Below are 13,526 nucleotides of genomic sequence, written 5' to 3'. Positions count from 1 at the left end.
GTTTATCTATTTTATGCAGTAATGCACGTCATGAATCTGACGCTACGGCAAATACGCTATGTGTGCGAGGTCGCCCGCCAGGGCAGCATCCAGCGAGCGTCGCAAGCGCTGCGAATATCCCAGTCATCGATCCTGGCGGCAATAGCCCTGGCGGAAAGCCAGCTCGATGCAAAGATCTTCGACCGCCGGCAATCTCGCGGCGTGCTCGTCACCTCCGAGGGCGAACGCTTCCTGAATGCCGCCCGCGCCCTGATGACCGCGGAGGCCGAATTCTCACGCTCGATAGGGCAGCTTGGACAGGGACGGCCGGACACTGCCCGCATCGGCTGCTTCGTGCCCTTCGGGCCGGCCTACATGGTCGATGTGCTGAAGGCCTATCAGGAGCGCTGCGGCATCAATTCGATCGACCTCACGGAAGGCGGGCAGCCGCAACTGCGTGAATGGCTGGCGGCTGGAGAAATCGAATTCGCGGTGACCTACGATATCGGCCGCGGCATCGGCGACGGCCACACGCCGATCTGCGAATTGCCGGCCCATGCCGCCCTGCCTGCCAGCCATCCGCTCGCCAATCGGAAAAGCGTTGCGCTTGCCGACCTGGTCGACACGCCGTTCATCCTGCTCGACCTGCCGGAAACCTCGGTCTACCTGATGACCCTCTTCGACGTCATCGCCAAGCGGCCGCATATCGCGCTGCGCTCGACATCCTACGAGACTGTGCGTGCGGCGATCGCCAACGGCATGGGATTCTCGCTGCTCAACACGATCCCGCGCAACGATTTCAGCCGTGACCGCGCCCAGATCGTCCGCATCCCCCTGACCGATCAACTGCCTGCGCCGAAAGTCATCGTCGCCGACCTCTATGGTCACCGGAAGCCCGCCCACGTGACGATGTTCATCGAGATCCTGAAAGATTATTTCAGCCATCTTCCCGGCGTTGGCGGAGGGAAGGCAGACTGACGCCTGAGACGACGCCGTCCGCAACGGCGCGGGAGAGCTTCACTCGACGGGCAGCAAAGCCCGCGCCGCACATCTTGGCTTGTTTTTGAAATACCGTTGGTATACTGAAAATTGAAGCCAATGGAAACTCGCCCGCAACGGCGCGTGGACGCCTGCGCTTGAGCGGTCGCCCCAACCCGACCGTTCCTGTCTCGACGTCGTCCCTCGGCTTCGACAAGAAATGAAGAGGAGAGCCCCATGACCCTGCTGACCAGCGACGCAAAAGGCGTCTTCGTGATCGCCGTGACGCCGTTCACGGACACGGGCGCCATCGACGCCGCCAGTGTCGACAGCATGGTCGATTTCTATTTCGACAAGGGCGCGAACGGCCTGACGATCCTAGGCATGATGGGTGAAGCGCCGAAGCTGACACTGGCCGAGTCGGTCGAGGTCACCCGCCTGACGCTTGCGCGCGCCGAGGACCGCCCTGTCATCGTCGGCGTATCTGCGCCCGGCCTGGCGGCGATCGGCGAATTAACGGCAAGGGTTATGGATCTTGGCGCATCCGGCGTGATGGTTGCGCCGCCCGGCTCACTGAAGACCGACGAGCAGATCGTAACCTATTACAGCAACGTGGTCGAAACGATCGGCACGGATGTGCCGCTGGTCCTGCAGGACTTTCCGCTGACCACCGGCGTTCACATTTCGCCGCGAACCCTGACGCAGATATTCGACGCCAATCCGAGCATCGTGATGCTGAAACATGAGGACTGGCCCGGACTGCAGAAGATCTCGGATCTGCGCAAGGCCGAGGCCGAAGGCCATCGCCACGTCTCCATTCTCTGCGGCAATGGCGGGGTCTTCCTGCCGGAGGAAATGCGCCGCGGCGCCGACGGCGCAATGACCGGCTTCGGCTATCCCGAAATGATGGTCGATGTCTGCCGGTTGTCCGCAGCCGGTCAACTTGACGCAGCGCAGGACGTGTTCGACTGCTACCTGCCGCTGGCGCGATACGAACAGCAGCCCGGCGCCGGCTTGGCCGTGCGCAAATACGTGCTCGCCAAGCGCGGCGCGATCGCCAGCGCCGCCCAGCGCAAGCCGGGCGCTTCACTATCGCAGGCAGCCACTGCCGAAGTCGAACACCTCATAGCCCGTCAGACGGCCAAGCTAGCAGGATTGAAGTAACATGGATCTCGGATTGAAGGGACGCAAGGCGCTGGTTCTCGGTGCAAGTCGAGGCCTGGGTCGCGCCATCGCATCGGCACTCGCAGCAGAAGGCGCCACTATCTACGCCGCAGCCCGCAACGCCCAGAGCGCCGACCTTGCCGATGGCGTAATCCCGGTCACGCTCGATCTTTCGGATCGGAATTCGGTCGACGCCCTGACGAAACGCCTGATCTCGGAAGGGGGCGTCGACATACTCGTCAACAACTCCGGCGGACCGAAGCCGGGGCCGGCTGCCGGTCAGGACATGTCCGCCTGGGCATCCGCGTTCGAGCAGATGGCACTATCGATCTTCGCCATCACCGACGCCCTCCTTCCCGCGATGATCGCGCGAGGCTGGGGCCGCATCATCACGATCGGCTCCTCCGGGGTCGTCCAGCCGATCCCGAACCTCGCACTTTCCAACGGTGTGCGCGGCGCCATCAGCGGCTGGTCGAAGACGCTGGCCGCGGAGGTCGCTGCACACGGCGTTACCGTCAACATGATCCTGCCCGGCCGCATCGAGACCGATCGCCTGCGTGAACTCGACGCCAACAAGGCCACCAAGACCGGCATGTCAGCGGAGGCCGTGCGGAAAGCCTCCCACGGCGACATCCCCGCCGGCCGCTACGGCACACCCGAAGAATTCGCCGCGGTTGCGACCTTCCTCGCCAGCAAGCAGGCAAGCTATGTGACCGGAACTCAGATAAGGGTTGACGGCGGCCTCGTCAGAGGATTCTGAGGCACCCATCATTCTGGCCGCTCCGCGACGGAGCGGCGCCTCTCCACGACTATGCGAACAACACAAACGGAGCCATCAATGCGTTCTCTCTTCCATCTCGCCTACCACGTCACCGATCTCGATGCCTCGCGCAAATTCTACGGCGACGTGCTCGGATGCGAAGAAGGCAGGTCGACCGACACCTGGGTCGACTTCGACTTTTTCGGCCACCAGATTTCCCTCCACCTCGGCAAGCCCTTCGAAGTCACCCGCACCGGCAAGGTCGGTGATCACATGGTGATGATGCCGCATCTCGGTGTCATCCTGCCGCTCGATGACTGGTTCGCGCTGGCAAAACGTCTGGAAGACGCCGGCATCGCCTTCGATATCCCGCCCGTCGTCCGCTTCCAGGGCGAACCGGGCGAACAGCGCACCATGTTCTTTTTCGACCCCTCCGGAAATCCGATCGAAGTGAAGGGCTTCAAGGATTTCGACAGCGTTTTCGCGCAGTAAATCGAAACCGAAAGTCATATGAACACGGCGAACGGCATTGAAAGTGACTGCGCCGTTCGCTCCTTGGCTTGTCAGCCAACGATCGCCGAGTTCGTATAACCAAATCACATAATTCAAGTCGTATTATAATTATCAATTATATTGCACCGCAACATTCTGTGTGAAAGCATACCTGCCAGAACAAGAGACCGAAAAGGTCGCAACCACCAGCAGGAGAACAGGATGAAACATTTTCTCAAGGCCGGCCTCGCCGGCCTGACCCTCATTGCATGTCACGCACAGGCCAACGCCGAAGGCACCCTGAAGACCGCGCTCGACGGCACCTTCGCGCCGCATGCCATGCCCACGCTCGACGGCAAGGTCGAAGGCTTCAACGTCGATCTCACGGACCTGATCGGCGAACGGCTCGGGAAGAAGGTCGACCTGACGGCCGCGCAGTTTTCGGGCCTCATCCCGGCGCTGCAGGCAGGCACCTACGACTTCCTGGCGGCACCGGTGACCGTCACCAAGGAACGGGCCGCAAACCTTCTGTTCACGGAAGGCTTCATGGACACCAACTTCGCATTCGTCGTGCCGGCCGGCTCCCCCGCCTTTGACGGCCTCGATGCCTTCAAGGGCAAGACCATCGCCGTCAACAAGGGCTCGGCCTATGAGAGCTTCCTGCGCGACAAGGCAGGTGAATACGGCTGGACCGTGGAAAGCTACGGCACCAACACCGACGCGGTGGCGGCCGTTCTGGCAGGCCGTGCCGATGCCAATCTGGCGGGCGCGACCGTCGCGGCATGGGCCGTCAAGCAGAACCCCAAGCTGCAGCTGTCCTATGAATATCCCACCGGTCTCGTCTGGGCACTGGCGCTGCGCAAGGACGAGGTCGACCTGCGCAACACCATCGACAAGGCGATCGAATGCCTGAAGATCGACGGGTCCATGGCCAAGTTGTCGGAAAAATGGTTCGGCGTCACGCCGAAGCCGGGCACCACGATCGTCACGCCGGTAAAGGGCTACGGCACGCCGGGCTTCGACGGCTATGCCGAAGACGACCACACGCCCTCCTGCGATCTGAAGTAAGCGGCGTCGAGCCCCTGACTGCCGACAGAACGGAGAAGCAGCGTGACCACACGTCCCATGCTCGAGATAGTCGCCCTTGAAAAGCGCTTCGGCGACAATGCCATCCTCAAGGGCATCGATCTCAAGATTGCCAAGGGTGAACTGGTTTTCATCATCGGCCCTTCCGGGTCCGGCAAGAGCACGATGCTGCGCTGCTGCAATCTCCTGGAACAGCCGTCCGCCGGCGACATCGTCGTCGACGGACGCAACATCATGCAGGGCACCAGCCGGGACCTCGACCGCATGCGCCTTCAGGTCGGAATGGTGTTTCAGGGCTTCCACCTCTATCCGCACATGCGCGTCCTCGACAATGTGACGCTTGCCCAGCGCAAGGCGATGGGACGCAGCCGCGCCGAAGCGGAAGCCCGCGCCGTCGAGATGCTGGAACAGGTCGGCATGGCCCACAAGACGGATGCCTATCCCGCCGAACTGTCCGGCGGACAGCAGCAACGCGTGGCCATTGCCCGGGCTCTGGCGCTCGACCCCAAGGTCATGCTCTTCGACGAGCCGACCTCTGCGCTCGATCCCGAACTCGTCGGATCGGTGCTGAAGGTGATGAAGGACCTGAAATCCAAGGGCATGACCATGCTTGTCGTCAGCCACGAGATGAGCTTTGCCCGCGAAACAGCCGACCGGGTGGTCTTCATGGATGGCGGCGTCATCGTCGAGCAGGGCCGCCCGGACGAAATCTTCGGCAATCCGAAGGCGGCGCGGACGCAGGAATTCCTCGCCCGCGTGATCCACTGAGGCGATCATGTCCGGACTCGATCGCTTCCTTCAGACCTTCTTCAACCCCGCCGTCATCGCCACCTACTGGCGTGACATTCTGGCGGGTGTCGGCACCACCGTCGCGGTCGGGGTCGCGACGATCATTGCCGGCATTGCCCTCGGCCTCCTGCTGGCCAGCATCCGCTGCTACCGCTTCAAGCCGGCCAACTTCGTCATCATCTGCTTCGCCGACATATTCCGCGCACTGCCGCCGCTGATCCTCATCCTCATCCTGTATTTCGGCCTGCCGTCGACCGGCGTCATGATCCCGGGCCCCGCCGTCCTGTTCATCTCGCTCAGCCTGACGCTTGCAGCCTTTGCCGAGGAGATCTTCTGGGCCGGCTTTGCCGCGGTAGAAGCCGGGCAATGGGAAGCCGGCATCGCAACGGGCCTCGGCTACAACAGGACACTCGTCTATATCGCCTTGCCGCAGACGGTGCGGCTTGCAACCCCGCCGCTGGTCAACCGGGCGCTTGCCATCACCAAGATGACGGCGCTCGGCTCCGTGATCGGCGTACCGGAAATCCTCTCTGCCGCAACCTCCGCCCAGAGCTTTTCAGGCAGCGCCACGCCACTGTCGCTCGCCGCGATCGCCTATCTTCTGCTGTTCCTGCCGCTCGTCTTCCTCGCCCGCTACCTGGAAACGCACCAGCGCTGGAATAGGAGCTAGGAGTACGGCTGTGCAGACACTGATCGACGAATTCTTCAATCTGGACATCATGGCCAAGGCTTTCCCCCTGATGATGAAGGGGCTGGGCATGACGCTGGAGCTTTGCGCTGCCGTGATCTTGCTGGGCCTTGTCGGCGGATTGTTCCTGGCGCTGGCAAACCTCAGCCCGAGGCGATGGCTGCGGCTGACATCGATCGTCTTCACCGACATCTTCCGCGCTTTGCCGCCGCTAGTCCTGCTGATCTTCGTCTATTCCGGCCTGCCCTTCGCAGGGATAGAAATATCGCCCTTCACCGCGGTGGTCCTGTCCTTCTTCCTCAACAACTCCGCCTATTACGCCGAGGTCTACCGCGCCGGCATCCAGTCGGTCGCCAAGGGACAATGGGAGGCGGCCCGCTCCACCGGCCTGACGAAGGGGCAGATGTTGCGCTACGTCGTGCTGCCACAGGCGATCCGCAACGTCCTGCCGGATCTCCTGTCCAACACGATCGAAGTGGTCAAGCTGACCTCGCTCGCCTCCACCGTATCGTTCGCCGAACTGCTCTACGACGCCAACATGGCGCGCTCGATCACCTACAACGCTTCGCCGCTCGTGCTCGCGGCATTGATCTACCTCGTCCTGCTCTGGCCCCTGGTCCGGCTCGTCAGCCGCTTCCAGCGACGCCTGGCGCATTGACGGGCAAAACCTGAAAGGAAAACCATGACACGCATGCATATCGCCGGGGCCCAGATGGGCGCGATCCAGAAGGCAGACAGCCGCGCACAGGTCGTCGCGCGCATGCTCGACCTCATGAACGAAGCCGCCTCGAAGGGCGCCGACATGATCGTCTATCCGGAACTGGCGCTCACCACCTTCTTCCCCCGCTGGTACATGACCGATCCGGCCGAGGTTGACAGCTGGTTCGAAACCGAAATGCCGAATGCGGCCACCATGCCGCTCTTCGAGCGCGCCCGCGAACTGAACATGGCCATGACCTTCGGCTATGCCGAGAAGACGCCGGAAGGGCTGCATTACAACAGCTCCATCCTGACCAACCGCAAGGGCGAGGTCGTCGGCAAGTACCGCAAGATCCATTTGCCAGGACACTCGGAATACGACAACGAGCGGGCCTTCCAGCATCTGGAAAAACGCTACTTCCTGCCGGGGGACCTCGGCTTCAATGTCTGGCGCAACGAAGGCGTGATCATGGGCATGGCGATCTGCAACGATCGCCGCTGGCCGGAAACCTTCCGCTGCATGGGCCTGCAGGGCGTCGAGCTGGTGACGATCGGTTACAACACCCCCTCGGTCAATTCGCAGATGAGCGCCGAGGGGCTGGAAAAGCGCCTCTTCCATTCCGACCTCTCGCTGCAGGCCGGCGCGTATCAGAACGCCACTTATGTCGTCGGCGTCGCCAAGGCCGGCGTGGAGGACGGGCATCCGCTGATGGGTGGCTCGATCATCGTCGATCCCGACGGTTTCGTTCTGGCCCGCGCCGAGACCGAAGAGGACGAGCTGATCATCGCCGAATGCGATTTCGCCAAATGCGCCTTCGGCAAGGCCACCATATTCGACTTTGCCCGCCATCGTCGCGTAGAACATTATGGCCGCATCACGTCGCAGACCGGCGCCATCATCGAGGTTTAGGAGATCAGTCCCGTGAACACGTTCGACACAGTCATCCATGGCGGTCGCGTGGTGACGGCCGCAGACACGTTTGAGGCCGATATCGGCATCCGGGACGGCCGGATCGTCGCGGTCGCGGAAGGCCTTGAAGGTGGCGACCGTCGCATCGACGCGCGTGGCCGGCTCGTCATGCCCGGCGGCATCGAGGCCCATTGCCATATTGCTCAGGAAAGCTCCTCGGGCATCATGACCGCCGACGACTATTATTCCGGCTCGGTCTCGGCGGCCTTCGGCGGCAATTCGACCTTCGTTCCCTTCGCAGCCCAGCACCGCGGACAGGCGATCGCCGATGTCCTGTCGACCTATGACGGCCGCGCGGCGCCGAACTCGGTCCTCGACTATTCCTACCATCTGATCATCTCGGACCCCTCTCCGTCCGTCCTTGATGAGCTTCCCGGCGTCTTCGAGCGTGGCATTACGTCCTTCAAGGTGTTCATGACCTACGACCTCATGAACATCGGCGACGGCGGCATGCTCGACATCCTGACGGTCGCGAAACGGCATGGCGCACTGACCATGGTGCATGCCGAAAACAACGACATGGTCAAATGGATGAACCGGAAGCTCCTGGACGCCGGTCTCGACGCGCCGAAATATCACGCCGTCAGCCGGCCGGAGCTCGCCGAGGAGGAAGCCATCAACAGGGCCGTCTCGCTCGCCAAGCTGGTCGACGCACCCCTGTTCATCGTCCACGTCTCGACGCGCGGCGGCGCCGAGATCGTCCAGCGCGAGAAACTGGCCGGCGCCAAGCTCTTCGCCGAGACATGCCCGCAATATCTCGCCCTGACGCGCGACGATCTCGATCGTCCCGGCATGGAGGGGGCGAAATACATCTGCTCTCCGCCGCTGCGCGACAGCGAGACACAGGCCGCCCTCTGGCGCCACGTGCAGGCCGGCACGTTCGAAAGCGTGTCCTCCGATCACGCCCCCTACCGCGCCGATGAGACCGGCAAGTTCCTGAACGGTGCGAACGCGCCCTACCCGAAGATCGCAAACGGCATGCCGGGCATCGCCATGCGGCTGCCCTACCTGTTCTCCGAAGGCGTCCTCAAGGGCCGGATCACGCTGCAGCAATTCGTCGGCCTGTCGTCAAGCAATGCGGCAAGGACGTTCGGGCTGACAAAGAAGGGCGCCATCGCCCCCGGCTTCGACGCGGACATCGCCATCTGGAATCCCGATGAAACGCGCACTGTCACGGCCGCCGACCAGCATGACAACATGGACTACACCCCCTTCGAGGGACTTGTCGTGACCGGCTGGCCGGAAACGGTCATCAACCATGGTGAACTGATCGTCGACAAGGGCACCCTTGTCGCAAGCCGCGGACGCGGGCGCTTCATCGCCAGGGCGCCGACCGATCTTGGCGGTCGCCCCGGTTACAAGGCGAAGGAAATGCAGGTTCTTGAGGCGCTCGGAATGGATATTCACTCATGAAACGCCCAATCGTCGTCATCAATCCCAACAGCTCGGAAACGGTAACCGAAGGCCTGCGCGAGGCCCTTGCCGGCTTCATGCATCACCCCGGCATCGCCATCGAATGCCTGACGATCGCCGAGGGGCCACCCGGCGTGATCACACAGCGCCACCTCGACGAGGCGGCGCTCAATGTCGGCAAGGTCGTCGAGGCACGGCCGGATGCCGGCGCCTTCGTCATTGCCTGCTATTCGCAGCCCGGGCTGGATCTTGCCCGATCGCTGACCAAGGTCCCGGTCTACGGCATCCAGGATGCCGGCGCGCTGACCGCGCTTGCCGCTGCCGACAGTTTCGGCGTGATCGCCGTCTCTCCGGCATCCATACCGCGTCACCTGCGCACCCTTCGCCGGCTGGGCGTCGAGCAAAGGCTTGCCGGCGAAGTCGCGCTCAGCGGCAATATCAGCGTTGCCGATAGCGGTCATGGCGAGGAAAGCTTTGCCGGCCTGCTGGAAGCCGGCGAAGAGCTGAAAAGGATGGGGGCCGGCGCGATCGTTCTCGGCTGTGCCGGCATGTCCGGACATCGCCAGAGGCTCGAAGCCGCACTGTCGCTGCCCGTCATCGATCCGACGCAGGCTGCGGTCGCCGTGGCCTTCGGCGACATGGTAACCAGGCTCCCATGAAGGACGATACCCCGGACACCGACGTTTCGCTGAGACTGCTCGAAATCTTCGGGGCGATGATGCGCTGCGAGACGACGGTGGAGGCGGCCGAACAGCTCGGCATTTCCCAGCCGGCCGTTTCGAACGGCATCCGACAGCTGGAAAGCCAGCTCGGCGTCACCCTGTTCGAACGCCTTCACCGGCGCCTGCAGCCGACGGAAGAAGCGCTCCAATTGTATGAGGAAGTGCGGCCGGTCTTCGGCCTGCTGCGATCGTTTTCGAACCGCGCGCGCAGCATCCGCCAGGGTCTTTCCGGCCGCCTGAGGATCATCGCCACGCCGCCGCTTGGGCATACGGTCGCGCCGCTTGCGCTCAAGCACTTCCTCTCCACCCGTCCGGACGTGATGGTGTCCTATGACGTCCGTCGGCTGGAGCATGTCATCGAAGCCGTGCAGAACGGGACGGCAGACCTCGGGCTCGGGCTGGCGCTCGACCGGAAGAACCCCTCGGTCAATATCGAGCAACTATCCACGGGACATCTCGTCGCGCTGGTGCCGAAGGAGCAGCCGCTCGCCGGGGAAAACAGCATTTCGGCCAGGAACCTCACCTCCGGGTCCTTTATCGGCCTCGAAGCGGAATCCCGCATAGGCCAGATGCTGCGGCAGGCGTTTGAACACGACGAATCGATCTACGATCCCCGGGTGGAGGTCCGCTACTGCTCTACGGCCACGGTCCTTGCCGGCGCCGGGCTCGGCATCGCGGTCGTCGATCCCTACAGCGCCGCCGCCCGCGACGCCGACCGGGTCACTCTCCTGCCGTTCCAGCCACCGGTCGAAGTCGCCGCCTGCCTGATCACCCGCAAGGGCGTGCCGCGCTCGCGTCTGGTCCACGCCTTCATCGCCGACCTCAAACGGACGATGGCGGAAGCGACGAGCTTCGGGCACTGACGGTCTTCGCATGCATTCGGACGTGTCACCGCCGCCCGGGGACGACGGCGACAGTCGTCAGATAGCCCCCCTGCGGCGGCTTTCGATGTAGAGATTGCGGAGGTTTGCCGCCGCCTGTCCGGGCTTTCCGGTGCCGATCGGAACACCATCGATTTCGACGACGGGAAGCACGAAGTTGGTCGCCGAGGTGATGAAGGCTTCGCCGGCGCTTTTTGCCTCGTCTGGTGTAAACGCGCGTTCCTCGACCGGCATCCCGGCCTCACGGGCGAGATCGATCACGGATGACCTTGTGATTCCAGGCAGGATTTCCCGTCCCAATGGCCGCGTCACCAGCCGTCCGTCGCGGGTGACGATATGCGCGGTCGCCGAGCTCGCCTCCGTCACCAGACCATCGGCGACGAGCCAGGCGTCGTCGGCGCCTCGGCGCTTTGCCTCCATCTTGGCAAGGCTCGGATAGAGCAGCTGAACCGTCTTGATGTCGCATCGCTTCCAGCGCTGATCCTCGAGCGTCACGACGGAAATCCCGGTCTTCGCCTTGGGATTGTCGATCACCGACTTTGCCTGGGTGAAGAGGCTGAGCGTCGGCTGCATGTCTTCCTCGAAGACGAAATCGCGGTCGGCAACCCCGCGCGACAGCTGCAGGTAGATAAGGCCTTCCCGCAGGCCGTTGCGTTCGACAATCTCGCGGTGCACGGCCAGCATGTCGTCGTCGGATAGCGGGCTGCTGATGCCGATTTCGCCCAGCGACCGCTTCAGGCGGGCGGCATGGCCGGCGTAATCCAGCAGCTTTCCGTCGAGCACGGCCGTCACCTCGTAAATGGCGTCGGCAAACAGGTAACCCCGATCGAAGATCGAGACCTTGGCCTCGCCTTCGGCCAGCCAGTCACCGTTCAGGTAGACGATACGCGTCATGGAATATTCTCTTTTCTTACAGTGTTGAAGGCAATGCGAACGGCTTGATGTCTATGCCTTCGGCTTCGAATGAGGTGCGCAACATGCGGGCGGTGTCAACCGCGCCGGGCGTGTCCCCATGGACGCAGACCGTTGCCGCCTCCACCGGCAGGCGGGTTCCGTCCGTGGTCGGGATGTAGCCGTCCTTGACCATCGCGAGCGCGTGGTCGGCACTGCGTTGCGGATCATGGATCACCGCGCCTTGTACCTTGCGGGAGGTCAGCATGCCGTTGGCGGTATAGGTGCGGTCGGCGAAGACTTCGCAGGCGATCGTCAGCCCGGCCTTCTGCGCAGCCTTCATCGTCTCCGAATAGGGGAGCGTGACGAAGACCAGGGACCGGTCGACCGCCGCGATGGCGCGCACGCAGGTCTCGGCGAGACCTTGGTCTTCCGCCGCCATGTTGCCAAGCGCGCCATGCGTCTTCACATGCGTCATCGGCCAGCCGAGCGCTTGCGCCATGCCCTGCATCGCGGCGATCTGATAGATGAGCTGCGCTTCCAGATCCTCGGGACTGTCGCCGATGATGCGCCGGCGCCCGAAACCGTAGAGATCCATGAAGGAGGGATGCGCGCCGACGGCAACGCCTCTCGCCTTTGCCGCCAGAATGGTATCGCGCATCACGACGGGATCGCCGGCGTGGAAACCACAGGCAACATTGGCCGTCGTGATGATGTCGAGCATGGCCGCATCGTCACCCATGGTGTAGGCGCCGAAGCTCTCTCCCATGTCGCAGTTGAGATCAACCGTCCGTGTCATGCCGGCTCCTTTCAAGGGCCACGCCCGCAGGGCTTCCGCATATTTTCTATGCACCCTATTGCATTGAACAAAAAATCACCTTAGCGTCTTTCCCTATTGGACATACAAGCGGTATACCGAAATCGCAAGTCCATAGTTTTCCCATGACGCATTCATGCAAACAAAAATTATCGAGGGGTAGATATCAGATGAAGAACAGCTTCCGCGCGCTGCTGACGGCAGCGGCACTTGCGTTGACCACGCAGGCACACGCCGAAACCAATTGGGACATGTCGGTCGTCTGGCCGGAAAGCAATTTCCACACGCAGGACGCGATGAAGTTTGCCGGGGCCGTGAAGACGGTCACGAACGGCGACGTGGTGATCACCGTGCACGCCGGTGGCGCGCTCGGCATCAAGGGGCCGGAGGGAATGACCGCGGTCCGCGACGGGCTGGTCCCGATTGCGGATATCCTGATGAGCCAGCAGGTCGGCGAAGCGCCGATCCTGGGCATCGAAAGCCTGCCCTATCTCGCCCCGACGATGGCCGACCTGGCACTGCTGCACAAGTTCTTCCGGCCCAAGGTCGAGGAGGTTGCAGCCTCCATGAACCAGAAGCTTCTCTACATGGTGCCGTGGCCGGGCCAGGCCGTCTACTCGAAGAAGCCGATCAACACGATCGACGATCTCGCCGGCCTCAAATTGCGCGTCGTCGACGCCAACGGCCAGGCATTCTTCACCGCGCTGGGCGCTGCTCCGCTGCAGATGCCCTGGGGTGAAGTCGTGCCTTCGCTTGCGGCCGGCACCATCGAAGGCGTGACCACCTCCTCCTCGTCCGGCGTCGACGGCTCGTTCTGGGAATTCCTGAAGAACATGAGCGCCTTCAACTGGCAGGCCTCCAGCAACATCGTCACGGTCAATCTCGACGCCTGGAATGCCTTGTCGGCCGAGGACCAGAAGGCGATCGAAGAGACCGCGAAGAAAATGGAAGGCGAGTTCTGGCTCGCCAGCCGCGCCGAAGACGACGCCAAGATCGCCATCCTCAAGGAACACGGCATGGAGGTCACCTCGCCGTCTCCGGAGCTGAAGGCCGAACTGATCAAGCGCGCCCAGCCTCTCTGGGAAGCCTTCAAGCAGCGCGTGCCGGACGCCGCCCCCTACATCGACGCCTATCTCAAGGCCAAGAACTGAGCCCCAGGCCTGCCCGCGCCAAACGGTGCGGGCAGGCCCTTCAACA

Annotated in this window: 15 protein-coding genes; 13 read left to right on the top strand and 2 right to left on the bottom strand. The window is 62.9% G+C overall.

The genetic code is table 11. The features are described from left to right. The first annotated feature begins 30 nt into the window (after positions 1 to 30). The 12 genes from NN662_RS01595 (at position 31) to NN662_RS01540 (ending at position 10,603) form a co-directional block, all read left to right on the top strand. Complete coding sequence (locus tag NN662_RS01595) at positions 31 to 957, top strand: LysR family transcriptional regulator (RefSeq protein WP_261928568.1); 927 nt, start codon at positions 31 to 33, stop codon at positions 955 to 957. 237 nt (positions 958 to 1,194) lie between these two features. Continuing rightward, positions 1,195 to 2,121 (top strand): dihydrodipicolinate synthase family protein, encoded by a 927-nt coding sequence (locus NN662_RS01590; protein WP_261928567.1) that lies wholly within the window; start codon positions 1,195 to 1,197, stop codon positions 2,119 to 2,121. A 1-nt stretch (position 2,122) separates the two neighbouring features. Next, positions 2,123 to 2,881, top strand: a complete 759-nt coding sequence (locus NN662_RS01585; protein WP_261928566.1) for an SDR family oxidoreductase — start codon at positions 2,123 to 2,125, stop codon at positions 2,879 to 2,881. 78 nt (positions 2,882 to 2,959) lie between these two features. Beyond that, a complete protein-coding gene (locus NN662_RS01580; RefSeq protein ID WP_261928565.1) occupies positions 2,960 to 3,373 on the top strand; it encodes a VOC family protein in 414 nt (137 codons plus the stop codon). Positions 3,374 to 3,595: 222 nt separating this feature from the next. After that, on the top strand, positions 3,596 to 4,441 hold the full coding sequence (locus tag NN662_RS01575) for a transporter substrate-binding domain-containing protein (protein WP_261928564.1): 846 nt from the start codon (positions 3,596 to 3,598) through the stop codon (positions 4,439 to 4,441). A gap of 57 nt (positions 4,442 to 4,498) precedes the next feature. Beyond that, positions 4,499 to 5,227 carry an amino acid ABC transporter ATP-binding protein gene (locus NN662_RS01570; RefSeq protein WP_261931832.1) on the top strand — a complete coding sequence of 243 codons (729 nt, stop codon included), beginning with the start codon at positions 4,499 to 4,501 and terminating at the stop codon, positions 5,225 to 5,227. A gap of 7 nt (positions 5,228 to 5,234) precedes the next feature. Beyond that, complete coding sequence (locus tag NN662_RS01565; RefSeq protein WP_261928563.1) at positions 5,235 to 5,918, top strand: amino acid ABC transporter permease; 684 nt, start codon at positions 5,235 to 5,237, stop codon at positions 5,916 to 5,918. Between the two features lie 10 nt (positions 5,919 to 5,928). Continuing rightward, a complete protein-coding gene (locus NN662_RS01560) occupies positions 5,929 to 6,594 on the top strand; it encodes an amino acid ABC transporter permease (protein WP_261928562.1) in 666 nt (221 codons plus the stop codon). Between the two features lie 24 nt (positions 6,595 to 6,618). After that, positions 6,619 to 7,545 carry an N-carbamoyl-D-amino-acid hydrolase gene (locus tag NN662_RS01555; protein WP_261928561.1) on the top strand — a complete coding sequence of 309 codons (927 nt, stop codon included), beginning with the start codon at positions 6,619 to 6,621 and terminating at the stop codon, positions 7,543 to 7,545. 12 nt (positions 7,546 to 7,557) lie between these two features. Beyond that, positions 7,558 to 9,018 carry a dihydropyrimidinase gene (hydA, locus tag NN662_RS01550; RefSeq protein WP_261928560.1) on the top strand — a complete coding sequence of 487 codons (1,461 nt, stop codon included), beginning with the start codon at positions 7,558 to 7,560 and terminating at the stop codon, positions 9,016 to 9,018. Beyond that, positions 9,015 to 9,677: an aspartate/glutamate racemase family protein gene (locus NN662_RS01545; RefSeq protein WP_261928559.1), complete on the top strand. Its 663-nt coding sequence runs from the start codon at positions 9,015 to 9,017 to the stop codon at positions 9,675 to 9,677. Before hydA ends, NN662_RS01545 begins: the two co-directional genes overlap by 4 nt. Next, entirely contained in the window at positions 9,674 to 10,603 is a 930-nt protein-coding gene (locus NN662_RS01540; RefSeq protein WP_261928558.1) for a LysR family transcriptional regulator, read from the top strand. Before NN662_RS01545 ends, NN662_RS01540 begins: the two co-directional genes overlap by 4 nt. A gap of 57 nt (positions 10,604 to 10,660) precedes the next feature. On the opposite strand, the gene NN662_RS01535 is transcribed toward NN662_RS01540, so the two are convergent. Next, on the bottom strand, positions 10,661 to 11,515 hold the full coding sequence (locus tag NN662_RS01535) for a D-amino-acid transaminase (RefSeq protein WP_261928557.1): 855 nt from the start codon (positions 11,513 to 11,515) through the stop codon (positions 10,661 to 10,663). Between the two features lie 16 nt (positions 11,516 to 11,531). After that, a complete protein-coding gene (locus tag NN662_RS01530; RefSeq protein ID WP_261928556.1) occupies positions 11,532 to 12,311 on the bottom strand; it encodes a LamB/YcsF family protein in 780 nt (259 codons plus the stop codon). A 188-nt stretch (positions 12,312 to 12,499) separates the two neighbouring features. On the opposite strand from NN662_RS01530, the gene NN662_RS01525 reads away from it, so the two are divergent. After that, a complete protein-coding gene (locus NN662_RS01525; RefSeq protein ID WP_261928555.1) occupies positions 12,500 to 13,480 on the top strand; it encodes a TRAP transporter substrate-binding protein in 981 nt (326 codons plus the stop codon). Positions 13,481 to 13,526 lie beyond the last annotated feature (46 nt).

It is taken from the genome of Rhizobium sp. NRK18 (assembly GCF_024385575.1).
Taxonomy (GTDB): Bacteria; Pseudomonadota; Alphaproteobacteria; order Rhizobiales; family Rhizobiaceae; genus JANFMV01.
Note: the sequence above shows the minus strand (reverse complement) of the source record. Positions and strands in the feature narration are given on the sequence as shown.